Genomic DNA, 23,503 nt, shown 5'->3' with positions numbered 1-23,503 from the left:
ATCATGTGAAGCGCCCCCCACACCCGTATAATCAGCCGCCTGTTCTGGAGCTGCCATGATTTCCCTGCCTATCGATGCCGTCTTACCCGCCTTGCGTGAGGCGTTGTCCACCCGTCACGAGGCTGTGCTCGAAGCGCCGCCGGGTGCGGGCAAGACCACGCGTGTGCCGCTCGCGCTGCTGGAGGAAACCTGGCTGGCCGGGCAGACGATCCTGATGCTGGAACCGAGGCGTCTGGCTGCGCGTGCCGCCGCCGAGCGTCTGGCGAGCGAGCTGGGGGAGAAGGTGGGCGAGACCGTGGGCTATCGCATCCGGCTGGAAAGCAAGATCGGCCCCAAAACCCGCATCGAAGTGGTCACCGAAGGTATTTTGACCCGACGTCTGCAGGACGATCCGGCGCTGGAAGGTGTCGGGTTGCTGATCTTCGATGAGTTTCACGAGCGCAGTCTGGATGCCGATCTGGCACTGGCCCTGAGTCTTAACGGCCGTGAGCTGTTTCGCGACGATCAGCCGCTGAAGATTCTGCTGATGTCGGCAACGCTGGAGGGCGAGCGGCTGGCGGCGTTGCTGGACGATGCGCCGGTCGTGCGCAGCGACGGGCGTATGTTTCCGGTGACGATGCAGTGGGGGCGTCCTTTTCAGCCCGGTGAGTTTGTCGAGCCACGCGTGGTGCAGACCGTACTCGATGCGCTGGGTAGCGAGTCCGGCAGCCTGCTGGTGTTTCTGCCGGGCCAGGCCGAGATTCGTCGGGTCAATCAGCAACTGGCCGATGCGCTGGGCGAGCGCGACGATATTCTGCTGTGTCCCTTGCACGGTGAACTGGACCTGAGCGCCCAGCGTGCGGCTATCGAGCCTGCGCCCAAGGGCACGCGCAAGGTGGTGCTGGCGACCAACATCGCCGAGACCAGCCTGACCATCGACGGCGTCCGGGTGGTGATCGATGCCGGTTTGGCGCGTGTGCCGCGATTCGATCCGGGCAGCGGCATGACGCGTCTTGAAACCCAGCGCATCTCCCGCGCCAGCGCCACGCAACGCGCCGGACGAGCAGGGCGTCTGGAGCCGGGCGTGTGTTATCGCCTGTGGTCAGAAGCGCAGCACGATCAGTTGGCTGCTTACGGCACGGCGGAAATTCTGCAGGCGGATCTGGCCGGACTGGCGCTGCAACTGGCGCGCTGGGGGGTGACGCCAGCTCAGTTGGTCTGGCTGGATGTGCCGCCCGCGGCCGCTTATGCACAGGCGCAAGACCTGCTGGTACGTCTGGAAGCGCTAAGCAGTCAGCCAGAGCAACCGCGCAGCCTGACGCCCCACGGCCAGGCGATGGCCGAGTTGCCTGCTCATCCACGCATCGCCCATTTGCTTCTGCGCGGCCATGCGCTGGGGCTTGGCGATCTGGCGAGTGATGTCGCGGCGCTGCTGGGCGAGCGGGATATTCTGCGTGGCGCCGGGGCCGATCTGCATAGCCGCCTGACCTTGCTGACGGGCACCGAGCGCGCAGCACGTGGCGCACAGGGTGGCGTGCAACGGGCCAAACAGCTGGCGCGTCAGTACCGTGGCTACCTGCGCGGCAAGGCTGAAAGTCCGGTCATTGATCCCGATCACCCGCGCTGGCTCGGCGCATTACTGGCGCTGGCGTACCCGGACCGTGTCGCCCAGCAGCGTAGACCGGGTGGCGCGGAGTATCGTCTGGCCAATGGTCGCGCAGCGTTGTTTGCTGAAGCCGATGCCTTGATGAAGCAGGCATGGATCGTCGTGGCGGATCTGGGCAGTCGTCAGGGGCAGCGTGAAGAACGGATCTATCTGGCTGCCGAGTTCGACCCGGCGCTGTTCGATTCCGTGCTGGCAGAGCAGGTCACGTTGCTCGACCAGATCGACTGGGACGAGCGCGAAGGTGTGTTCCGCGCCGAACGCCAGCGCAAGGTGGGCGAATTGATCCTCAGCCGTGAGCCCCTCACCGGGCTGGACGAAGCCACACGCAGTCGCGCCTTGCTCGCGCTGGTCCGGCGCAAGGGGCTGGAGTTGTTGCCGTGGACGCCGGAGCTGCGTCAGTGGCAGGCGCGGGTCGCTTTGTTGCGCCAACTGGATCTGGAAAAACAGCCTTCCAGTGAATGGCCGGACGTGTGCGACGCCAGCCTGCTCGACACACTGGAAAGCTGGCTGCAGCCGTATCTGGGCAAAGTCACGCGGCTCAGCCATTTCGGCAACCTGGACCTGTCCTCGATCCTGCGCAACCTGCTGCCCTGGCCGCTGCCGCAGCGCCTCGATGAACTCGCGCCCCATCATCTCAGCGTGCCCTCCGGCTCATCAGTGCGCCTGGACTACAGCGAACACCCGCCCATCCTCGCCGTGCGCCTGCAGGAACTGTTCGGCCTGGCCGACACCCCGCGCATCGCCAACGGCAGACAGGTCGTCAAGCTGCACCTGCTGTCACCCGCCCGCCGTCCGGTGCAGGTCACGCAGGACTTGGCCAACTTCTGGCGCAGTACGTATGCAGAGGTGAAAAAGGATTTGAAGGGCAGGTATCCGAAGCATTACTGGCCGGATGATCCGCTGGTGGCGGAAGCTACGGCGCGGGTCAAACCGAGGAGGACGTAGGTTTGCGGGCTGTGATGATCGCCTGAGACGCGCTGACGTCGACGCGTGGCGTAACCATCAGGAGTAGCAGGGGAGGAATAACAAAAAAGGGAATGCCCTGGCGGACACTCCCTCTTGCTGCATCAGCGACGCAGGATGCGGCTGAGCAACACTGCCGCTACCGCACCAATTGCAAAGGCTGCGACCGGCTTCTCTTTGACGAACGCAGACACTGTGTCCAGCGCATCGCCGTAAGTCTTGGTCAGTTGACCGGAGGTCTGGCGGCCAGCACCTTCGGCTTCCAGCTTCGAATCACCCAGGAATCTCCCGACCGCGCCTTGCGCCTTGCCGACGAGTTTTTCTGCAACACCTTCTACCTGTTCACTCTTCATGATTCATCAAACCTTCGTGTGTAAATGGAAGCTCAGAATCAGACTGAGCGGGTGGCCAGAAGCTATCTGCACAACGTTAGGTGAGCGGGGCTGATGATTAGTTCAATGGTTGTGAGCGTGGGGTGATGTCGGCTGAAGTCGTAAGCGTTTCCGGGAATTCGGGCGCAGTTTCTGGCGGATCGAACCGAGGGGCGACGTAGTGCGTCATTCAAGCTGATATCATCCATACCGTCCAAGCCGAGCCAGTCGCCATGAATCGTCGCAAAAAAATCAATCAACTCTTGAAAGCCAACGCCAAGAAAGCCAGCGCCAAACTGGCACCGCGCAAGAAGTCTACCTACGTCAGTAAGGCAGACCGGGCGAAGCTTGCGGCTGAAGCCGGGCAGGAGTCTGTCGTTTCTTCCGAGAGCTGAGCCATAAGCCTTGAACGTATCGGATTAACCGGGTTCGATCAGTGGGCAGACACTCATTGATCCTCGAGTCGTTTCTCCATGATGATCGTGCGTTCAGCGCCATGAAATTCGTCGCGGATTTTTTGATAGCCCAGCGTGGTGTAGAACGCCTCTGCGGTAATCGATGAGGGCACGCGCAAAGCCTGAGTTCCAGCGCTGGCGGCTTTAGCATGAATAACGTTCATCAACTGCCGACCGACACCGCGACCCTGGCAGGCAGGATCGACAAAAACGCTTCTGACGACATGACCGTCGAGGCTTGCAGTACCGATGATCTGTTCGTCGTACACCGCGACGAATACCTTGCGCTTGTCGAGCATTGCGCTGACGGCTTCAGGCGCAAAGCTCTGCTCGACCTCTGCGATAACCTCAGGCGGGTAATCCTGTGAGTTTGAACTGCGCAGAGCCGCGATCACTAAACCGCTAATCGCTGCCGCGTCCTCGACTGTAGCGGGGCGAATCTGACACCGCATATCGATAGCCTCGTACTTTGGTCATCACAGCGTAGCCTGCCGTCATGCGCTTCCTCAAACGTTTACAGCTTCGCTGCTCATGTCCTGCTGCCGTCGACTTCCGTTCCTCATGTCGAACGTTGTGCGCTGCGTATTAAGCACCCGCGAATGTCGCTACACTCGCCACCTCCCAAGGATGTAAGGATCTGTGATGCCGCTCCCTGCCTGGCCGCTTCGACGCATGCTCGTGACCTGGTTATACGCTGCCGCGCTGGCGCATGTACTGGGTTCCATTGTGTTCACATGGGCGGGTTTTGCCGGGTGGCTCGACGGCTATCTGCTCACACTTGAGCAGGCATTCTGGACCGGGGCGGCGCCTGCTGCGGCGCGGGCGCAGCAGACCTGGTGGGCGGCGCTGTTCGGCGCGACGTTGCAGACCTATTCGCTGTACATGCTGGCGCTCGTGCACCTTGGCAATCGTCTGAAAAGTCACCTGCCCTGGGGTTGGCTGATGGCCGGCCTGTTGCTCTGGGCACCTCAGGACATCGCGATTTCCTTGCGGGCTGATGTCTGGTCGCACGTCTGGCTGGATGGGGCCGCGCTGCTGGCTCTCTTGCCGCCTCTGTTCTGGCTGTATCGCCATGACCGTGCCCGAGCCGATTGAATCTGCATTCTGTACTGGGCAATATGAGTCAAGGTTGATTGGGGTCGATCATTCAAAACGAAAAAAGCCCGCACATCCATTGAGGTGTGCGGGCTTTCTGCAGTCAGGGCTGTCGATCAGATCATGCGAAACCCTTTGAACGGATTCCAGCCCTGCTCACCTTTGATCTCTTTCAGGTAGTAGGCATAGTTGGTCGTCATCGCATACATCAGCGAACCTGCGACATTCATGCCGGTGCCCATCGCCTGGGAAAGTTCCAGTCCGAAAATGGCCAGCAAAACGTTCAGTACAATATTGATCCCGATCAGGATGCCCAGCAGGACGAGATTTTTCTTCCACAGGCCGAGTACAAAGAGGTAGATCGGTCCGAAGAAAAAGGCGATGAAGTTCATCTGCATCAACATTTTCTTTCCAAAACCCGGAAGGGCCTTGAAGGCGATGTTGAAGCTCGGATCCTTCGGCGCGCCATGTGCGTCGAAGAAGTCGAAGCGTTCCTGCCATTTGGCGCTGTATTTTCGTTTTGGTTGTACGTGGTCTGTGGTGTTCATGCCTGAGCTCCTTGGTCCTGGATGTATTTTTTTGATGTAACGATTCAGACGGCTTTTTCCGTAACTCTGCCATGAGGTCGATTTCAGGGATTCACATCATTCACGCGCAATACGGATAATCGATTCAATACACGCAGTACGTAACCCCCTTTGATCATCTGGCCGTGATGTCCATCACAGAAACGTTCACCACGGGAGCAATAAGTCAGGAAGGTCTGAATATCGGCCAGGTTTGCCTGTGCAATGTACTCGGGGCTCTCAAGCTTGTCGTAAGGGCGATGGTTGGGATAGTGGGTGTCGCACCAGCAGTCCTTGGCCACCGCTTTGAAAAAGTCGTGCACAACGTCGAAGTAAGTGGGCCAGTACTGACCCTCTTTGTAGATGTGTGTCTCGATTGCAATGCCGTTCGGATAGAGCCTGGGCAGGTAAGACAGCAACTCGTCGATGTCTTCGGGACCTGGAATCGGTTCGCTGGGCAGGCGTGTTTCGACCGAAGGATGCATCAGAAGCGGCGCAGGTTTAACGGGGAAACGGTGCGAGACATAAAGATCAAATGCCCAGACCTGACCTTCGGTCAGCCGCTGATCCTTATAGTGGTGAACGTCCTTCTGGTATTTCAGGAATGCTTCGGAGTCAATGCCGTCGGCGAATAACGATGCAATGGCTGCAGACTGCATGAGCCAGTAGATGTCAGGCGAGTGTTCGCCCGCCCTGGAGGTGGCGAGATCCAGTGCTCTTGAGTACAACGCGTTTGCCAGCATGCGTCCTTCTTCACGCTGCGACTCGCTTTGCTCCAGCGGTTCGGCTTTGTCCGCGTGTTCTACCCCGGCGATGTAGGCGTGATAACGCGCAAGTAACGGCGCGTCCCTGTCGGTCAGGGGCGGGCAGATTGGTGGAGAAACCAGCAGCGGTTTTTGTTCCTGAAGGCGTGATGTTTTTTCATCAGATTCGGGGCGAATATCTGGCTGTTGAATCACCGCTTTTTGGCCGAGCCAGGACTTCAATCGATGCAGAAGTTTCATCACTGGAAAACATCCATGGTTTCCCGGCAAGACTCTTCATGCCGGGTCAAGTTATGCGAGCACTTTTTACCTTCCGCCAAGGACCATAAGCCGATACTTCCTTGTACAAACTACACCTTGGGAGGCAAGCAGTCGCGGCCGAATCTTCGGCCTTCAAGGCACCATCGGCAACAAAAAGCGACCGATCACTGGCAGGTGGTCGGAGATCAGCAGCGTGTCGTCACGACGTACCCTGGCACTGACCCGTTTCACGCTTGGGCTGTAAAACAGGTAATCGACGGTTCGATCCGGCCCGCTCACGCGTGGATCGTTGGGGAAATAGGTCAGCCATTTGTTGCGATCGATTCCGCTGGCTTCGGCATTGGTCGGGATCATCGGGTATCTGTCCCAAAGTCCATGCAGTTCGCTGTCGGCTGAGTAGCCAGTGCGTAACGGTTCCGGCAGGCGTCGGTACTGGCCCAGCGGTAGCAGGTTGAAGTCGCCACCGATCAGCCACGGCGTGCCAGCGCCCTCGAATTTGTCCAGCAGGTCGCGTGTGGCGGCGATCTGTCTTTGTGCGGTGTCGCTGCTGGTTCGGGCGGCGGTCAGGTGAGTATTGATGACGGCGAGGTGGCCACCGTCGCGCAGCGGAATATAGCTGACCAGCAGTGCGTTTTTCGGCTGGAACTGGCGGCTGATGAAATTGGCATCCGGTATCGGCAGTTGCACGCGTTCGGCACGGTCGATCTGGAAACGGCTCAAGGTCGCCAGCTTGGTCCCGACGCCGCCCCAGATATGCGGGCTTGGCACAAACTCGGCGCGCCAGTAGAAGGCTTGAGAACTGCACGGATAGAGATCGACCACGCGCTCCTGAAGCAGGGCCAGTTGATCCTGATAGTCGGTGTTCTTGGCGTTGTCGTTCACTTCCTGCAGCAGGACGATATCGGGCTGTTCATCGCGGATGACGCGCGCCACTTCGTCGAGGTTGTATGCGAGGTCTTCGGGCGTCGGGCGTTCGTCCGGGCCGCTGCCGTCGGCCATGTCGTACCAGAAGACGTAGCGCTTGCCGGCCAGGTACTGAATGTTCCAGGTCATGACCTTCAGCGCCTGCCCAGGCACCAGCGGCTTTGCTGCCACTTCGGGATTGCAGCTGGTCTGTGCCGAATCACGTGCGGCCGGGCGCCAGGTCATCTGCTGAACGAGGATCAGCAGGAGGGCAGCCAGCAACAGGCCAAACAGTGTCAGGCGTAGCAGGAAGCGTTTCATCGGCTCGACCTGGAGCGCCTTGCGCTCGGTGAGGTTCGCGTTCGTCTCAGGCGGTGTGCTCCGGCTCGCTGATCAACATGAACAGCCGGAACATCACGATGCTGGTGAACAGGTTCAGAAAGCTGCTGATGCTGTCGATGAGCAGCGACACCGGTGCACTTTGCGGTTCGGGCATCAGGTAAAGCCCCACGCCTTCGAGCAGCCACAACGGGATATAGACGCACAGTACGCAGACCATGATGCGTGTGAAATGCCCGGTGGTCATCAACATGCTTTCACGCATGGCCATGAAAGGGGTCAGCCTGCGCAGCACCAGCAGGTATTCGCTGAAGGCCAGCTTGATCATCACCCAGATGCCCGGCACGACCAGCAGCGACAGGCCGAACATGATCAGCAGCGTGCTCATGGCCGAGAGCACGGCAAAGGTCGGCCACAGGCGTAATGCCATGGCCAGCAGGTCGCGAGTTGCCGGTTCCTCGCCACGGGTGCGGGCGTCAAGAAACAGAATCAGGGCGGCGGTGTAGAGCGGATAGAAAAACAGCCCGATGACCAGGCTGTAGGCAGGTGACGCCTCGGCGGACATGGCACTGCCCAGGGCTTGCTTGGCCAGCGCTTCGAGCACCACCAAGGGCAGGCAGAGCATCAGGATGCTGCCCAGATTGCGCCGGAAGAAGTAGAGCGAATCCTGGATGACGGTCAACGGGTTCATAGTAGATCGCAGGCAAAAAAGCAGGCCGTCACTTTAGCCCATGGCCTGTGTCGATCCAAGCGCAGCGGCAGTCGCGGCAAGGCTTCCTTATCTTTTTTTTCATATTGTTGAACCGCTGCCGAGCAGCCCCATTACTGATTCAGATACCGGCATTCCGCCGGAGGATGATTGATAACGGCAATCCGCGAGGTCGCCATGAACCAAGAAGAGCAAACCCTGATCGACGGTCTTTTCTCGAAACTGAAAACTGCCGAAACAACGTCCGCCCCGCGAGACACGGGGGCCGAGACGCTGATCAAGGAGCACTTGAACCGCCAGCCCGCTGCGCCTTATTACATGACGCAGGCGATTCTGGTGCAGGAAGCGGCCGTCAATCAGCTGAATCAGCAGATTAAGCAGCGTGACGAGCAGATCCAGCAATTGCAGGCCGAACTTCAGCAGGCGAAGAGTCAAACCTCTTCGGCGCCTGCCAGCGGCGGGTTTCTGTCGAACATATTCGGCAGCAGCACACCGCGAGCGCCGCAGTCGCCACCGGCTGCGTCGGGCGGTGGCTGGCGTGACGGGGCAGGTTTCAATCCGGCGCCCGCGCCGCAGGCTGGCTATGGTGCGGCGCCTGCTGCTCCCGTCGGCAGTGGTTTTCTGGGTGGAGCCCTGAAAACAGCGGCCGGTGTGGCAGGTGGTGTGATGCTGGCCGAAGGCATCAGCAGCCTGTTCAGCCATCACACTCAGCCGCAGGAAATCGTCGAAGTCATCCACGACGCGCCCGTTCAGGATCAGTTTTCCAACAATGATCAAGGCAACTGGAATCAGCCGGACCCGCAATACACGGCTGACGACAACTATAACGACGATGGCGGGATGTTCTCGGACGACGATGATTCGTTTGTTTGAGGGCGGCTGGTTCGCCTGAGCGAGATAATTTGATCGTGCCCATGCTCCGCGCTCATCGTTATACACAAGTCCGCCTCGACACTGATCGTGCCCATCGCTCCGCGTGGGCATGCCTCCCGTGACGCTCCGCGTCACAAATGGCACAGACTGGGGATTCGGTGAGCCGAGCGCATGACGTGGATAACGCCCTCGAATGTGGCACACATCTGCGCCACATTCGAGAGCGGACGCGGAGCGTCCTGGGAGGCATTCCCACGCAGAGCGTTGGAACGATCATCATCGTATTCCTTCAAGAGGACTTGTGTATAACGATGAGCGCAGAGCGTGGGAACGATCACTGTGTGTCTGATCGTGCCCATACTCTGAGTGGGCAGGCTGACCAATCGATCCCTCAATTCCCGGCTCAAGCTGGCATACTGGACGCCGATCCACGTTCCGGATCGCTGTAACCGCAGGGGCCAGCCTGCGTCATGAGGAATTGCGGTGAAGAAGATCGCGGTGTTCGCCGATGTGCAGAACCTCTATTACACCGTGCGCCAGGCGCATGGCTGTCATTTCAATTACGCCGCCTTGTGGGCGGACATCAGCAAGCGTGGCGAGATTGTCCATGCCTTTGCGTATGCCATTGACCGGGGCGACAGCAAGCAGCAGCAGTTCCAGCAGATCCTTCGCAATCTGGGCTTCACTGTGCGGCTCAAGCCGTACATCCAGCGCAGCGACGGTTCAGCGAAAGGGGACTGGGATGTGGGCATTACCATCGATATCATGGACTTCGCGCCGCAGGTCGATGAAGTGGTGCTGGCGTCGGGTGATGGCGATTTCGACATGCTGCTCGAACGCATCATCAGTAAGCATGGCGTAGAAGCGGTGGCCTATGGTGTGCCTGGGCTGACTGCCAATTCGCTGATCCGCGCTGCCAGTCGTTACGTGCCTATCGAAGGCGCGTTGTTGTTGAAATGAAATTGTTGTTGAAATGAATTCAAGGGTTGGACCAACGTGTTGGAACGTATTGCAGTCATCGACTTTGAAACCACCGGGATCTCGCCTGGCCACAGTTGCCGTGCGACCGAGATTGCCGTGGTCATCATGGAACAGGGGCGTATCGTTGATCGCTACCAGAGCCTGATGAATGCCGGTGTGCGCATCCCCGCGTTCATCGAAGGGCTGACCGGTATCAGCAACAACATGATTCGCACCGCGCCCAGTGCCGAGCGGGTGATGGGCGATGTGTGCGATTTCGTCGGTTCGACGCCACTGGTGGCGCACAACGCCTCGTTCGACCAGAAGTTCTGGGACTACGAGCTGTCGCGTATCGAGCGCACGCGTGAACAGAGTTTTGCCTGTTCGATGCTGCTCGCCCGACGTCTGATGCCGGGTGCGCCCAATCACAAGCTCGGCACGCTGACACAGTACGCACGCCTGCCCAACACCGGCAAGGCTCACCGGGCCATGGCCGATGCCGAGATGGCTGCCAACCTGACGGCTTACCTGACCAACGAGCTGCGTCAGAAACACGGCCTGGCGGGTGTTTCCCACCAGTTGCTGTGCTCATTGCAGAAAGTCCCGGCGGCGAAGATCGGTGAAGCCATCAAGCGTCAGCGCGGGCTTTGAGCGGTTTTCGCTCCTTGGTGCTTTCCTGTCTGCCCTGAGGCACCAGATGGCCTGACGGCAGGCTTCGCTCCACGGCTGTCGACAGTACAATCGATGTCTTGCTGAAGCCGAACTGCGCGATGCGGTTGATCAGGTCTTCCAGATGGGGCATCGAATCCACGGCAGCGCGCATGATCACGCAGGGGTCGCCGGTCACCCGGTGGCACTGGATCAACTCCGGTATTTTCCACAGATCGTCATATGCCTGCTGATTGCCATGACTGCCCATGCGCAGTTCGATGATGCATTGAATCGGCAAGCCCACCTTCGACAGATCGACTTTCGCCTCATACCCGGTGATGACCCCGCTGGCTTCCAGCTTGGCGACACGCTCGGCAACGGCGGGTGCCGAAAGGTTGACCAGCTTCGCCAGTTGAGCGAACGAGGCGCGGCCGTTTTGCAGCAGCGCGTCGAGCAGAATCCGATCGTATTTGTCCAGGATCATTGCAGTCTCCGGTGGCGTTCGTGCTGTTTTTGAAAACCAAGGTAAAACCGCCAAACAAGCGTCGAATCGTAAGTTTGGCGGGCGGTTAAAAAGGTTTGTCTGCTTAATATTCACGGTTTGCCTTCATACAATAAGCTCACCATAACAATGATTTTCGAGCCTGAACATGCCGCAGTCCGTTCGTTTTTCGCCGTTGCTCATCGGTGCCTTTCTGGCCCTGTACCTGATCTGGGGCTCCACCTATCTGGTCATTCGGATCGGCGTCGAGTCCTGGCCGCCGTTGATGATGGCCGGTATCCGGTTTCTGATTGCCGGGTCCCTGATGTATGGATTTCTGCGCTTTCGCGGCGTGCCGGCACCGACCTGGGCCGAGTGGAAAGGCGCGGCGGTGATCGGCTTTCTGTTGCTGACCTGCGGAAACGGCGGGGTAACGCTGGCCGAGCATGCCGGTGTGGCTTCGGGGATCGCCGCGTTGTCAGTCGCGACCATGCCGCTGTTTACCCTGCTGTTCGGCCTGTTCTGGGGCAATCGCACCACCAACCTGGAATGGGCCGGCATCATTCTGGGCCTGATCGGCATAGGTCTGCTGAATATGGGCTCGAACCTGCAAGCCAGCCCTTATGGCGCCGCGCTGGTTATTTTCGCTGCAGCGGCCTGGGCATTCGGTTCGGTGCTGAGCAAGCACCTGACCTTGCCCAAAGGGCCTATGGCCAGTGGTGCGGAAATGCTGGTTGCGGGCGCGACGTTGCTGATCGGCAGCTTTTTGAGTGGCGAACGGCTGGAGCACATGCCGACGGCGGCGGGTTGGGGCGCGCTGCTGTACCTGGTGGTGTTCGGCTCTATCGTCGCGTTCAGTGCCTACATGTACCTGCTCAAGAACGTGCGTCCGGCGGCGGCAACCAGTTATGCCTACGTCAACCCTGCGGTAGCGGTGTTGCTGGGTGTCGTGTTCGCGGGCGAAACGATCGGTCTGCCCGAGTGCCTGGCGATGGTGGTGATCATCAGCGGCGTGGTGCTGATCGGCCTGCCGCAATGGCGCAAGCCGCGACCTCAGGAAACCGTATCAGCGCCTACAAGCTAACCGAGGCGGGCCGGACAGGGTAAACTGCGCGCCTTGCGCTGAATTTTTCCTACGGTATTCCCATGACATTCGCCTCTCTCGGCCTGATCGAACCCTTGCTGCGCGCCCTTGATGCGCTTGGCTACCAGACTCCGACCCCTGTGCAGGCACAGGCGATTCCTCCGGTTCTGGCTGGCCGTGACCTGATGGCGGCCGCCCAGACCGGCACCGGCAAGACTGCAGGTTTCGCGCTGCCGCTGTTGCAGCGTCTGACGATGGAAGGGCCGAAAGTTGCCCCCAACACCATTCGTGCGCTGGTGCTGGCACCGACCCGCGAATTGGCGGAACAGGTTCACGAAAGCATTCGTCAATATGCCGAGCACCTGCCGTTGAGCACTTACGCGGTCTATGGCGGGGTTAGCATCAACCCGCAGATGATGAAACTGCGCAAAGGCGTTGACGTGCTGGTCGCCACGCCCGGTCGCCTGCTCGACCTGCATCGCCAGAACGCAGTCAAGTTCTCGCAATTGCAGACCCTGATCCTCGACGAAGCCGACCGCATGCTGGACCTGGGCTTTGCCGAAGAACTGCGTGGGATCTACGCCGCACTGCCGAAGCGTCGCCAGACCTTGCTGTTTTCCGCGACGTTCTCCGATCCGATCCGCCTGCTGGCCTCGCAGATGCTGGACGACCCGTTGACCATCGAAGTCAGCCCGCGCAACGTGGCGGCGGCATCGGTCAAGCAGTGGGTCGTGACGGTGGATAAAAAGCGCAAGGCCGACCTGTTCATCCATCTGATGAAAAAGCATCGCTGGGGTCAGGTGCTGGTGTTCGCCAAGACCCGTGTAGGCGTCGATCAACTGGTGGACCGCCTGCAGGCGCTGGGTCTGAACGCAGACGGCATTCATGGCGACAAGCCTCAGGCAACCCGTCAGCGTGCGCTGGACCGTTTCAAGAGCAATGAAGTGAAGATTCTGGTGGCGACCGATGTGGCGGCGCGCGGGCTGGACATTGACGACCTGCCGACCGTGGTCAACCTCGACCTGCCGATTGTGGCCGAGGATTACATCCACCGTATCGGTCGTACTGGCCGTGCGGGCCTGACCGGCGAGGCGATTTCGCTGGTGTGCGCCGATGAAGTCGAGCTGCTGTCGGCCATCGAAGTGCTGACCCGTCAGACCCTGGAGCGTCGTGAAGAGCAGGATTTCGAGCCAGAGCACCGCGTGCCGAGCACCGATGCCAGCGGACAGATCCTCAAGAAACCCAAGAAGCCGAAAAAGCCCAAGGTATCGGGCAGCAAGCGTAATCTGGGCAAGTGGGTCGACAGCGGCGATTCCGAGCCGGCACCGGCAGTCAAACCTGTGCGCAAGGTCCCGGTTTTCAACACCGGGCCGCGCAAGAAGAAGCCTTGAACCGCCATTGATGATTGATCGTTACCACGCGCCGCGTCCGCTCTGGAATGTGACGCAGAGCGTCACGGGCTGCATGCCCACGCGGAGCACGGGCACGATCAGTGTCCAGGTAGGCTTGATGATCGTTCCCACGCTCTGGTAACGCCGCCCAGGACGCTCCGCGTCCGCACTTGAATGCGATGCGGAGCGTCCAGGCACTTCAGTCGATCAATGATGCTCGCGAGTGGCGCGGAATTTCACGTCGGGCCAGCGCTCTTCCATCAGCGCCAGATTCACGCGGGTAGGGGCCAGGTAGGTGAGGTGACCACCACCGTCCAGCGCCAGGTTTTCCACGGCCTTGTTTTCAAACTCTTCGAGCTTCTTCTTGTCGGCGCATTCGATCCAGCGGGCGGACCACACGGTGATCGGCTCGTAGGCGCATTCGACCTTGTACTCTTCCTTCAGGCGGCTGGCGACCACGTCAAACTGCAGCACACCAACGGCGCCGAGAATGATGTCGTTGCTGCGCTGCGGGAAGAACACCTGCGTGGCGCCTTCTTCGGCCAATTGCTGCAGACCCTGACGCAACTGCTTGGACTTGAGCGGATCCTTCAGACGCACGCGACGGAACAGCTCGGGTGCGAAGTGTGGAATACCCGTGAAACCCAAACCTTCGCCTTCGGTGAAGGTGTCGCCGATCTGGATGGTGCCGTGGTTGTGCAGGCCGATGATATCGCCGGCGTAGGCCTCTTCCAGCTGCTCGCGTTCCGAGGAGAAGAAGGTCAGGGCATCACCGATCCGCACGTCCTTGCCCAGACGCACATGGCGCATTTTCATGCCCTTGTCGTAACGGCCCGAACAGATACGCATGAACGCGATACGGTCGCGGTGCTTGGGGTCCATGTTCGCCTGGATCTTGAACACGAAGCCGCTGAATTTCTCTTCTTCCGGCTCCACGGTGCGCTCGTTGGCGACGCGGGCCAGCGGCATGGGCGCCCAATTGACCACGGCGTCGAGCACGTGATCGACACCGAAGTTGCCCAGTGCGGTCCCGAAGAACACCGGCGTCAGTTGACCGTCGATGAACTCCTGCTGGTTGAATTCGTGGCAGGCGCCCTGCACCAGCTCCAGTTGCTCAACGAAGCGGTCGTACTCGTCACCCAGGTGGGCGCGGGCTTCGTCGGAGTCCAGGTTCTGGATGATCTTGGTTTCGGTGCGCTCATGCCCGTGACCGGCGGTGTAGACGATGATGTAGTCATCGGCCAGGTGATAGACGCCCTTGAAGTCACGGTAGCAACCGATCGGCCAGGTGATAGGCGCCGCCTTGATCTTGAGGACGGCTTCGATCTCGTCCAGCAGTTCGATCGGGTCGCGGATGTCGCGGTCCAGCTTGTTGATGAAGCTGACAATCGGCGTGTCGCGCAGACGGCAGACGTCCATCAGGGCGATGGTGCGTGGCTCGACACCTTTACCACCGTCCAGAACCATCAGGGCCGAGTCGACCGCCGTCAGGGTGCGGTAGGTGTCTTCCGAGAAGTCTTCGTGGCCCGGGGTGTCCAGCAGGTTGATCATGTGATCGCGATACGGGAACTGCATGACGGACGTGGTGATGGAGATGCCGCGCTGTTTCTCCATTTCCATCCAGTCGGATGTGGCGTGACGGTCGGATTTACGCGATTTGACCGTACCGGCGACGGAAATGGCCTTGCCCATCAGCAGCAGCTTTTCCGTGATGGTGGTTTTACCGGCGTCCGGGTGGGAAATAATGGCGAAAGTGCGGCGTTTCGCGACTTCGGCGGCCTGTTGGGTCATGGGAAATCGCCTGGAATGGGATTGAAAAAGGGCGCAGATTATAGCTCAACTCCGGGCAATAACCGAGCCGTTCAGTCAATCGGGGATGGCCAGTTAATGTCTCATGTGGGAACCTTTCGGGTCGTGGAGACGTCCATTCCCCCGTCAAGGCCAGTACCGAGGCCAACTTCAGGGGCTGATTCATCAGCATGTTGGCTTGACGAAGCTGCGCTCATGGCTTGTGTTATCGCCGAGGTCACACCCTCTATGGCGACCCACCCGCTGCTCTTCGCGAACGTTATTGCTGGCGCCCCGCACGGTCGCCCAGGCAAACGCGTTCGCCGACTGAAATAAGGAGTCCGCCCGTGGCAAATCGCTATGGCAAGGGGCTATTGGGAGGCGCGGTTGTTATCGCGCTCCTGGCCCTGCTGATCCACTGGATCGGCATTAGTACCATCACGCAATACCAGGATGACCTGCTGTTCTATCTTCAGGCTCACCTGCTGCTGGTTCTGTTTTCGATGCTCGCGGCCCTGGTGGTCGGTATTCCGGCAGGCATTGCCCTCAGCCGACCCAGTATGGTTGGCCGCGCCGAACGCTTCATGCAGATCTTCAACATTGGCAACACCGTCCCACCTCTCGCCGTTCTGGCCATTGCCCTCGGGATTCTCGGGATCGGCAGCGGACCCGCCATCTTCGCGCTGTTCCTCGCCTCGCTGTTGCCCATTGTGCGCAACACCTACGAAGGTTTGAAGAACGTGCAGGGCTCACTCAAGGAAGCCGCCGTCGGCATCGGCATGACGCCACGTCAGGTGCTGTGGCGTGTCGAATTGCCCAATGCCGTGCCGATCATCATCGGTGGTGTGCGGGTTGCGCTGGCGATCAACGTCGGTACTGCGCCGCTGGCCTTTCTTATCGGCGCCAACAGCCTGGGCAGCCTGATCTTCCCGGGCATCGCCCTGAACAATCAGCCGCAACTGGTGCTGGGCGCTGCCTGTACCGCTCTGCTGGCGCTGCTGCTCGACGGTCTGGTGATCATTGCCAGCCGCCTGTGGCTTGAACGCGGCCTGACTCGCTGAGCGAAGGAAATACCATGAAGAAGTTATGTTTGTTTTTAGGCTTTGCCCTGCTGTTCCCGGCACTGTCCCAGGCGGCTGAGCAACCGCTGCTGCGCGTTGGCGCACGCGTATTCACCGAGCAGACGCTGCTGGCCGAACTGACGGCGCAATACCTGCGTACCAAGAACTACAACGTGCAGATCACTGGTGGTCTGGGCAGCAACCTGGCGCGCAGCGCTCAGGAAAGCGGCCAGTTAGACCTGTTGTGGGAATACACCGGCGTCTCGCTGGTGGCCTATAACCACATCGACGAGAAACTCGACAGCGAGCAGACCTACGCCCGCGTGAAGGAAGTCGATGCGAAGAAAGGCCTGGTCTGGCTTTCGCCGTCGAAGTTCAACAACACCTACGCACTGGCACTGCCGCAGAAGGTTGCGGACAAGTATCCACAGGTCAACACCATGAGCGACCTGACCAAGGTGCTCAAGGATGAAGCCAAAGAGGGTCATGTCGTAGCGCTGGACACCGAGTTCGCCAACCGTTCCGACGGTCTGGTGGGGATGGTCAAGCATTACGACATGAATCTCGGTCGTGAAAACACCCGGCAGATGGACGCGGGTCTGGTCTACACCGCGCTGCGTAATGGTCAGGTGTTTGCCGGTCTGGTCTACACCACCGACGGCCGCCTGAACGCGTTCAAACTCAAGGTGCTGGAAGACGACAAGCGCTATTTCCCGGACTACACCGCTGCACCGGTGATTCGTCAGGAGTATCTGGATGCGCATCCGGAGATCGCCACGCTGCTCAAGCCGCTGGCTGAGCTTCTGGACAACCAGACCATGATCGACCTCAACGCCCGCGTCGATGTCGGCCATGAAAGCCCATCCTCGGTTGCCGCAGATTTCCTGCGTCAGCATCCCCTGAATTAAGGAAGGAGACGATATGAGTTTCTTGAGCGCCTTCTCCCATCTGGACTGGGCTCAGGTCCTGCAACTGACCTGGCAGCACATCACGCTGGTCGGCATTGCGGTGACCCTGGCCATCCTTATCGGTGTGCCACTGGGCGTACTGATGACGCGCTTCCCGGTGCTGGCAGGTCCGCTGCAGGCCAGCGCCACCGTGCTGCTGACCGTGCCGTCGATTGCCCTGTTCGGCCTGCTGCTGCCGTTCTACTCCAAGTTCGGTCAGGGTCTTGGCCCGATGCCGGCCATTACTGCCGTGTTCCTCTATTCCCTGTTGCCGATCATGCGCAATACCTACCTGGCCCTGACGGGTGTTGAACCGGGTATTCGCGAAGCCGCCAAGGGCATCGGCATGACCTTCGGCCAGCGCCTGCGCATGGTCGAGCTGCCGATTGCCGTGCCCGTCATCCTCGCCGGTGTACGCACCGCCGTGGTGATGAATATCGGTGTCATGACCATCGCCGCGACCATCGGCGCCGGTGGTCTGGGTGTACTCATTCTCGCTTCAATCAGCCGCAGCGATATGTCGATGCTGATCGTCGGCGCGGTACTGGTCAGCATTCTGGCCATCATCGCCGACCTGCTCCTGCAATGGCTGCAACGCACGCTGACTCCAAAAGGACTCCTCAAATGATCGAACTCCAGAACCTCTCCAAGACTTTCCAGAGCAACGGCAAAGAAGTGAAGGCTGTCGACTCGGTCAGCCTCACCGTCAACGAAGGCGAGATCTGCGTCTTCCTCGGCCCGTCGGGTTGCGGCAAGAGCACCACGCTGAAAATGATCAACCGCCTGATCATGCCGACTTCCGGCAAGGTGTTGATCAACGGTGAAGACACCACGGACCTGGACGAAGTGACCCTGCGTCGCAACATCGGTTACGTGATCCAGCAGATCGGCCTGTTCCCGAACATGACCATCGAAGAAAACATCGTGGTCGTGCCCAAGCTGTTGGGCTGGGACAAGCAGCGCTGCCATGATCGTGCCCGCGAATTGATGAGCATGATCAAGCTGGAACCCAAGCAGTACCTGCATCGCTACCCGCGTGAACTGTCCGGCGGCCAACAGCAGCGTATCGGTGTGATCCGTGCACTGGCGGCCGATGCGCCGTTGTTGCTGATGGACGAACCGTTTGGCGCAGTCGACCCGATCAACCGCGAGATGATCCAGAACGAATTCTTCGAGATGCAGCGCGCGCTGAACAAGACCGTGATCATGGTCAGCCACGACATCGACGAAGCGATCAAACTGGGCGACAAGATCGCGATCTTCCGTGGCGGCAAGCTGCTGCAGATCGATCACCCGGACACCTTGCTGGCGCACCCTGCAGACGAGTTTGTCAGCAGCTTCGTCGGCCAGGACAGCACCCTGAAGCGCCTGCTGCTGGTCAAGGCCGAAGACGCTGCCGACAACGCGCCATCGGTCAGCCCGGAAACCCCGGTGGCCGATGCGCTGGAAGTGATGGACGAAAACGACCGTCGCTACATCGTCGTCACCGACAGCGAAAACAAGGCAATGGGCTACGTCCGCCGTCGCGACCTGCACCGTCAGCAGGGCACCTGCGCCCAGTTCCTGCGCGAATTCAACGGCACGGCCGCGTACGACGAGCACTTGCGTATCCTGCTGTCGCGCATGTACGAGTTCAACCGCTCGTGGCTGCCGGTGCTGGATGCCGAGAACGTGTTCCTGGGTGAAGTGACTCAGGAGTCGATCGCGGCTTACCTGAGTTCGGGTCGTTCGCGTGGCATGAAGACGAGTATTGTGTCGCCGGCTGAAATTGCAGCGGCTGAAGTACAAGGTTGATGCTGAAAGCCCTGCGCTCAATGCGCAGGGCTTTTACTTCTGGACGCATTGATTGACGCCGCAGTCGACGGGGAGATTCATGAACCCTGTCTGATGTTTTCAGTGGGCACGAATTTTCTAGGGGTGTACGACGGCCTGGAGATGTTGCCCATCAAGCCACGTTTTTTATGGATCACAATTTTTTTAACGGACTCGTCAATTGAACCGATAGGCAAGTTTTTCCTCCGAGGGTGCTCAAAGGCACTGACCATCCCCGAAAAACCTTTCACAGGTTTGCCTGTGAGATTCGACAGTTTTGCAGCAAAGCTCAACTCGCCATCCGCTAATTCACACGATAGCAACCTGATGTTTTCATACTTGTCAGGGCTGACATCATGCTTATGAAGTAAAGCCAGCAGACTGTCTGGATCCAACGGTTTTGCGTTCGATTCCATGTAAGAAAAGCTTTTACCGCCCTGATAAAGCGGCGCAGGTGCTACGCGGCCATGAGCCATTATGTTTAGACGAGGATTTCTTTTGTAGATGTCTTCGAAAGTGTGTACGCCGATCGCTATTGAACGAAAGTTTGTTATTTTTTTGGGTACTGTTCCCAAGGTCAAGGGGGCTGCCGATGATGTTGAAAGTCGGTCCAGTGCCGTTGCCAGGAATTGCCAAGACCGTCCATTTGGGTCTGACCGGTTCACAGGGTCGCCACTGCAATAGGCATAAGCATTAAGCCCGCCCTCTGCGAAAGGGCTTAGTGAGTCAGGGCTATGAAAACGCATCAATACCGGATTGAACACCCGCCGACCGTTGCCCAGAGCATAGTGTCCGGTCGCCGGGTCAGGCCTTTCTCCGCTGAAACCGAGGATGGAAAAAGGGCTTTCCCGTAAAGCAGGATGGCCGTAAGGCGTATAAACGGCGTTGTCTTGATGGGACTTACCCTGCGCGGCCAGTACCGAGCGTTGTACGTTGGTGGCGAGCGCGTACATTTCCAGGTGGCCATTATCATGACGCTGCTCAGCCAGCAACTGTTGCTCGTATTGCAGGATCGAACGCTGCACATTGCCCTGAAGTTCGGTCGTCAGGCGGTCGTTCTGATAGAACCGTTGAATACGGGTCTGTGTCGAGAGCCCACTGCTGGCCAAGCGATCCAGCGGATCGTAGCGATAGCGATATAAGAGTCCAGTGCAATCTTTCATCGCCGCTTGCTCCTGAGCATGTCTGGGTCTGAGCAATAGCGTTGCGTTTTCAAATGCGTCTGCCTACTCGTATTTTTGCTAGCAGGGCAACAGATGACGCGAGCATAGGGCTGGGGCCAGGCGAAACTCTGCGTCTTTTGACGTCTCTAAATCAACGGGGATTACCCTCGCCAAGGAACATCAGCCTGTCACATCGGTCCGTTACACAGGAGGCCAGTGCAGCGGCCGCGACGAACGCGTGTAAAAACGCGACATTTTTTGTTGATCTCAGCCCCCTCACGCCCTAAAGTTCGCGCCGAACGTCCATGCTGGAAACGATCCATCCGGCTCAAGTACTGACGACGAGACAGCAAGGCCAGGAAGGCAAGCCCTTCAGTGGCCTTTTTGCTTTCGGCGACATGCCTTGGGAAGTAGGCGAACCAAAGTGGGGATACGGAGGACGTTCATTTGCACCCATTTACCAATTCCGTTTGCCAGACAGGAGTTCCAGCAGCATGACGATCAATGTCGAAGACTACTACGCAGCCGAAACCTTCAAGAAAATGAAGGCGTTCGCTGACAAGCAAGAAACACCTTTCGTGGTCATTGATACCAACATCATCAGCAAGGCCTACGATGACCTGCGCGCAGGCTTCGATTTCGCCAAGGTCTACTACGCCGTCAAGGCCAACCCTGCAGTCGAAATCATCGAGCTGCTGAAGAACAAGGGTTCGAGCTTCGACATCGCGTCGATCTACGAGCTGGACAAGGTCATGAGCTGCGGCGTGACCCCGGATCGCATGAGCTACGGCAACACCATCAAGAAGTCCAAGGACATCCGCTACTTTTACGAGAAGGGCGTGCGCCTGTTCGCCACCGACTCCGAAGCCGACCTGCGCAACATCGCCAAGGCCGCACCGGGTTCGAAAGTCTATGTCCGTATCCTGACCGAAGGTTCGACCACGGCTGACTGGCCTCTGTCGCGCAAATTCGGCTGCCAGACCGACATGGCCATGGACCTGCTGATCCTGGCCCGTGACCTGGGTCTGGTGCCTTACGGCATCTCGTTCCACGTGGGTTCCCAGCAGCGCGACATCAGCGTCTGGGACGCCGCGATTGCCAAGGTCAAAGTGATCTTCGAGCGTCTGAAAGAAGAAGACGGCATCGTGCTCAAGCTGATCAACATGGGTGGTGGCTTCCCGGCCAACTACATCACCCGTACCAACAGCCTGGAAACCTATGCCGAGGAAATCATCCGCTTCCTGAAGGAAGACTTCGGTGACGACCTGCCGGAAATCATCCTGGAGCCAGGCCGTTCGCTGATCTCCAACGCCGGTATTCTGGTCAGCGAAGTGGTACTGGTTGCGCGCAAGTCGCGTACTGCCGTCGAGCGTTGGGTCTATACCGATGTGGGCAAGTTCTCCGGCCTGATCGAAACCATGGACGAAGCCATCAAGTTTCCGATCTGGACCGAGAAAAAGGGCGAGATGGAAGAAGTGGTCATCGCCGGTCCTACCTGCGACAGCGCCGACATCATGTACGAAAACTACAAGTACGGCCTGCCGCTGAACCTGGCCATCGGTGACCGCATGTACTGGTTGTCGACCGGTGCGTACACCACCAGCTACAGCGCAGTGGAATTCAACGGCTTCCCGCCATTGAAGGCTTTCTACCTGTAAGCACGTTGCCGATTGGCCTGTCTGAAGTGATCCTCGCTTCAGGCAGGCCGGGCAGAGAAGTCACGCAACGCCATGCGGTCCGATTCGTCACCGATGGCGGCGGCGCGCTGAAAGTAATCAGTTGCCATGCGTCGAATGTCCGGATACGTCGCATCAAGCAGGACCTTGCGTCCCACCCTCAGAAAATTCAGATTCCCTCCCGCCAGTGCCTTTTTCAGCCAGCCCAGCGCCTGTTCGATATCCCCGCTTTCTGCCAGCACGGTTGCATGACTGAACTGACCGCGAAAATCCCCGCCTTCTGCCGAGCGTCTGTAGCACTCGTGCGCCGCTGACAGGTCACGGTGCCCCGTAACACCTTCTTCCAGATAACGCCCCAACAGGTTCATCGACTTGGCGTGCCCCAGAGTGGCGGCCTTGCGATAACAGTCCATGGCCTGTCGGTGATCCTGTTCGACGCCACGTCCCGTTGCCAGCAGGTTGCCCAGGTTGTAGAGCCCCCAATCCAGTCCCTGTTCGGCAGCCAGCCGGTAATGCAGCGCCGCCTGGAGCAGATCCGGCGTACAGCCCCAGCCATGTTCGAAGCAGCGCCCTAGCATGTTGCGGGCCATCGAATGGCCCTGGTTGGCGGCGATTCCGAACCAGGTTATGGCCAGCGCCTGATCACGCTGAATGCCGCTGCCGTCGAGCAGGATCTGGCCCAACAGCGCGTGCGCCTCGACGTTGCCCTGGGCAGCGGCGGCGAGAATCGCCTTGGCTGCCTGCGCCGGGCTTTCTTCGAGCATCGCTCTTAGATCGTCGATGTTCAGCCATTCCTTGCGGGCAAGGTTCCAGCTCATGGTCAGACCTCGACCCAGCGGCGCAGCAGGTTGTGATAGGTGCCGGTCAACTGGATCAGCGAAGGGTGATCGGGCACCTCCAGGGTGAGCTGCTGGATAGCGGTGTCCATCTCGAAAAGCAGGGCACGCTGACTGTCCTCGCGCACCAGACTCTGGGTCCAGAAGAACGAGGCGTAACGTGCACCGCGTGTCACAGCGTTGACCTTGTGCAGGCTGGTGGCCGGGTAGATCAGCAGGTCGCCGGCGGGCAGTTTGATCTGCCTTGTACCGAAGGTGTCCTGAATCTCGAGTTCGCCACCGTCGTAATCATCGGGATCACTGAAGAACAGCGTGGACGAAATATCGGTGCGTACACGCTCGGCACCACCCGGCGGCTGACGTACCGCATTGTCGATGTGGAAGTCGAAGTTGCCACCTTCCCGATAGCAGTTGAACAGCGGCGGGAAAACCTTGTGGGGCAGTGCCGCAGACATGAACAGCGGATTGCGCCACAACCGCTCCAGCAGTGCTGCACCGATTTCCCTCGCCAGCGGATGCGCTTCCGGCAATTGCAGGTTGTGCTTGGCCTTGGCCGACTGAAAACCGGCAGTGATTTTTCCATCCGCCCAGTCGGTCTGCTCCAACGCTTCACGGATGCGGGCGACTTCATCGCGATCGAAAACACCAGGAATGTGAAGGAGCATGAGAGCACCGAGAAGGTAGAAGGTTGCGAATGGTAGTGATTCCC

24 protein-coding genes are annotated in these 23,503 nt (G+C 59.2%); 13 read left to right on the top strand and 11 right to left on the bottom strand.

The features are described from left to right. Positions 1-55: 55 nt before the first annotated feature. Positions 56-2,590 (top strand): ATP-dependent helicase HrpB, encoded by a 2,535-nt coding sequence (hrpB, locus tag CFBP1590_RS23380; RefSeq protein WP_088236021.1) that lies wholly within the window; start codon positions 56-58, stop codon positions 2,588-2,590. A gap of 122 nt (positions 2,591-2,712) precedes the next feature. On the opposite strand, the gene CFBP1590_RS23375 is transcribed toward hrpB, so the two are convergent. Beyond that, positions 2,713-2,961 carry a CsbD family protein gene (locus CFBP1590_RS23375; protein WP_004885010.1) on the bottom strand — a complete coding sequence of 83 codons (249 nt, stop codon included), beginning with the start codon at positions 2,959-2,961 and terminating at the stop codon, positions 2,713-2,715. A 251-nt stretch (positions 2,962-3,212) separates the two neighbouring features. Here CFBP1590_RS23375 and CFBP1590_RS23370 point away from each other — a divergent pair, with 251 nt between their 5' ends. Beyond that, positions 3,213-3,374: a DUF2986 domain-containing protein gene (locus CFBP1590_RS23370; RefSeq protein ID WP_004885007.1), complete on the top strand. Its 162-nt coding sequence runs from the start codon at positions 3,213-3,215 to the stop codon at positions 3,372-3,374. A gap of 53 nt (positions 3,375-3,427) precedes the next feature. Here the strand turns inward: CFBP1590_RS23370 and CFBP1590_RS23365 are convergent, their stop codons facing one another. Beyond that, positions 3,428-3,886: a GNAT family N-acetyltransferase gene (locus CFBP1590_RS23365; protein WP_088236020.1), complete on the bottom strand. Its 459-nt coding sequence runs from the start codon at positions 3,884-3,886 to the stop codon at positions 3,428-3,430. 190 nt (positions 3,887-4,076) lie between these two features. On the opposite strand from CFBP1590_RS23365, the gene CFBP1590_RS23360 reads away from it, so the two are divergent. After that, on the top strand, positions 4,077-4,529 hold the full coding sequence (locus CFBP1590_RS23360) for a hypothetical protein (RefSeq protein WP_058431870.1): 453 nt from the start codon (positions 4,077-4,079) through the stop codon (positions 4,527-4,529). A 116-nt stretch (positions 4,530-4,645) separates the two neighbouring features. Here CFBP1590_RS23360 and CFBP1590_RS23355 read toward each other — a convergent pair whose 3' ends face one another. From CFBP1590_RS23355 to CFBP1590_RS23340, 4 genes are all read right to left on the bottom strand, one after another. Further along, positions 4,646-5,077 carry a DUF2628 domain-containing protein gene (locus tag CFBP1590_RS23355; RefSeq protein ID WP_058431869.1) on the bottom strand — a complete coding sequence of 144 codons (432 nt, stop codon included), beginning with the start codon at positions 5,075-5,077 and terminating at the stop codon, positions 4,646-4,648. 83 nt (positions 5,078-5,160) lie between these two features. Then, entirely contained in the window at positions 5,161-6,102 is a 942-nt protein-coding gene (locus CFBP1590_RS23350) for a DUF6508 domain-containing protein (protein WP_167383104.1), read from the bottom strand. Between the two features lie 150 nt (positions 6,103-6,252). Beyond that, positions 6,253-7,344: an endonuclease/exonuclease/phosphatase family protein gene (locus tag CFBP1590_RS23345; protein ID WP_058431867.1), complete on the bottom strand. Its 1,092-nt coding sequence runs from the start codon at positions 7,342-7,344 to the stop codon at positions 6,253-6,255. Positions 7,345-7,390: 46 nt separating this feature from the next. Beyond that, entirely contained in the window at positions 7,391-8,053 is a 663-nt protein-coding gene (locus CFBP1590_RS23340) for a YciC family protein (protein WP_004884988.1), read from the bottom strand. Positions 8,054-8,248: 195 nt separating this feature from the next. On the opposite strand from CFBP1590_RS23340, the gene CFBP1590_RS23335 reads away from it, so the two are divergent. The 3 genes from CFBP1590_RS23335 (at position 8,249) to CFBP1590_RS23325 (ending at position 10,555) form a co-directional block, all read left to right on the top strand. Next, positions 8,249-8,944, top strand: a complete 696-nt coding sequence (locus CFBP1590_RS23335; protein ID WP_088236018.1) for a DUF2076 domain-containing protein — start codon at positions 8,249-8,251, stop codon at positions 8,942-8,944. Between the two features lie 483 nt (positions 8,945-9,427). Next, the gene (locus CFBP1590_RS23330; RefSeq protein WP_004887906.1) at positions 9,428-9,904 is read left to right on the top strand and encodes an NYN domain-containing protein; all 477 of its coding nucleotides are present in this window, start codon (positions 9,428-9,430) and stop codon (positions 9,902-9,904) included. 39 nt (positions 9,905-9,943) lie between these two features. Next, positions 9,944-10,555 (top strand): 3'-5' exonuclease, encoded by a 612-nt coding sequence (locus CFBP1590_RS23325; protein WP_025994169.1) that lies wholly within the window; start codon positions 9,944-9,946, stop codon positions 10,553-10,555. On the opposite strand, the gene CFBP1590_RS23320 is transcribed toward CFBP1590_RS23325, so the two are convergent. After that, positions 10,533-11,039, bottom strand: a complete 507-nt coding sequence (locus tag CFBP1590_RS23320) for an Lrp/AsnC family transcriptional regulator (RefSeq protein ID WP_088236017.1) — start codon at positions 11,037-11,039, stop codon at positions 10,533-10,535. The genes CFBP1590_RS23325 and CFBP1590_RS23320 overlap by 23 nt on opposite strands. Positions 11,040-11,205: 166 nt before the next feature. Here CFBP1590_RS23320 and yedA point away from each other — a divergent pair, with 166 nt between their 5' ends. Both yedA and rhlE1 read left to right on the top strand, forming a co-directional pair. Continuing rightward, positions 11,206-12,120 (top strand): drug/metabolite exporter YedA, encoded by a 915-nt coding sequence (gene yedA / locus CFBP1590_RS23315; RefSeq protein ID WP_069144961.1) that lies wholly within the window; start codon positions 11,206-11,208, stop codon positions 12,118-12,120. A 62-nt stretch (positions 12,121-12,182) separates the two neighbouring features. Beyond that, entirely contained in the window at positions 12,183-13,511 is a 1,329-nt protein-coding gene (gene rhlE1 / locus CFBP1590_RS23310) for an RNA helicase RhlE1 (RefSeq protein WP_004887899.1), read from the top strand. Positions 13,512-13,718: 207 nt separating this feature from the next. Here rhlE1 and CFBP1590_RS23305 read toward each other — a convergent pair whose 3' ends face one another. Further along, complete coding sequence (locus CFBP1590_RS23305) at positions 13,719-15,302, bottom strand: peptide chain release factor 3 (RefSeq protein ID WP_024695419.1); 1,584 nt, start codon at positions 15,300-15,302, stop codon at positions 13,719-13,721. 344 nt (positions 15,303-15,646) lie between these two features. On the opposite strand from CFBP1590_RS23305, the gene CFBP1590_RS23295 reads away from it, so the two are divergent. The 4 genes from CFBP1590_RS23295 to CFBP1590_RS23280 are packed head-to-tail and all read left to right on the top strand — an operon-like array spanning position 15,647 to position 19,101. Beyond that, on the top strand, positions 15,647-16,360 hold the full coding sequence (locus CFBP1590_RS23295) for an ABC transporter permease (RefSeq protein WP_058431864.1): 714 nt from the start codon (positions 15,647-15,649) through the stop codon (positions 16,358-16,360). 14 nt (positions 16,361-16,374) lie between these two features. Continuing rightward, positions 16,375-17,268, top strand: coding sequence for a glycine betaine ABC transporter substrate-binding protein (locus CFBP1590_RS23290; protein ID WP_029244397.1), 894 nt, complete (start codon positions 16,375-16,377; stop codon positions 17,266-17,268). 13 nt (positions 17,269-17,281) lie between these two features. Next, positions 17,282-17,935, top strand: coding sequence for an ABC transporter permease (locus CFBP1590_RS23285; RefSeq protein WP_025994175.1), 654 nt, complete (start codon positions 17,282-17,284; stop codon positions 17,933-17,935). Beyond that, the gene (locus CFBP1590_RS23280; protein WP_029244396.1) at positions 17,932-19,101 is read left to right on the top strand and encodes an osmoprotectant ABC transporter ATP-binding protein OsmV; all 1,170 of its coding nucleotides are present in this window, start codon (positions 17,932-17,934) and stop codon (positions 19,099-19,101) included. The genes CFBP1590_RS23285 and CFBP1590_RS23280 overlap by 4 nt, the downstream gene beginning before the upstream one ends. Before the next feature lie 77 nt (positions 19,102-19,178). Here the strand turns inward: CFBP1590_RS23280 and CFBP1590_RS23275 are convergent, their stop codons facing one another. Further along, positions 19,179-20,282, bottom strand: a complete 1,104-nt coding sequence (locus CFBP1590_RS23275) for an RHS repeat-associated core domain-containing protein (RefSeq protein ID WP_122414954.1) — start codon at positions 20,280-20,282, stop codon at positions 19,179-19,181. Positions 20,283-20,776: 494 nt separating this feature from the next. On the opposite strand from CFBP1590_RS23275, the gene CFBP1590_RS23270 reads away from it, so the two are divergent. Continuing rightward, the gene (locus CFBP1590_RS23270; RefSeq protein WP_004887887.1) at positions 20,777-21,940 is read left to right on the top strand and encodes a type III PLP-dependent enzyme; all 1,164 of its coding nucleotides are present in this window, start codon (positions 20,777-20,779) and stop codon (positions 21,938-21,940) included. A 38-nt stretch (positions 21,941-21,978) separates the two neighbouring features. Here CFBP1590_RS23270 and CFBP1590_RS23265 read toward each other — a convergent pair whose 3' ends face one another. Beyond that, complete coding sequence (locus CFBP1590_RS23265) at positions 21,979-22,776, bottom strand: tetratricopeptide repeat protein (protein ID WP_058431861.1); 798 nt, start codon at positions 22,774-22,776, stop codon at positions 21,979-21,981. 2 nt (positions 22,777-22,778) lie between these two features. After that, positions 22,779-23,459, bottom strand: coding sequence for a Fe2+-dependent dioxygenase (locus CFBP1590_RS23260; protein ID WP_058431860.1), 681 nt, complete (start codon positions 23,457-23,459; stop codon positions 22,779-22,781). Positions 23,460-23,503 lie beyond the last annotated feature (44 nt).

The sequence above is a fragment of the Pseudomonas viridiflava genome, from assembly GCF_900184295.1.
Classification (GTDB): Bacteria; Pseudomonadota; Gammaproteobacteria; order Pseudomonadales; family Pseudomonadaceae; genus Aquipseudomonas; species Aquipseudomonas viridiflava.
Note: the sequence above shows the minus strand (reverse complement) of the source record. Positions and strands in the feature narration are given on the sequence as shown.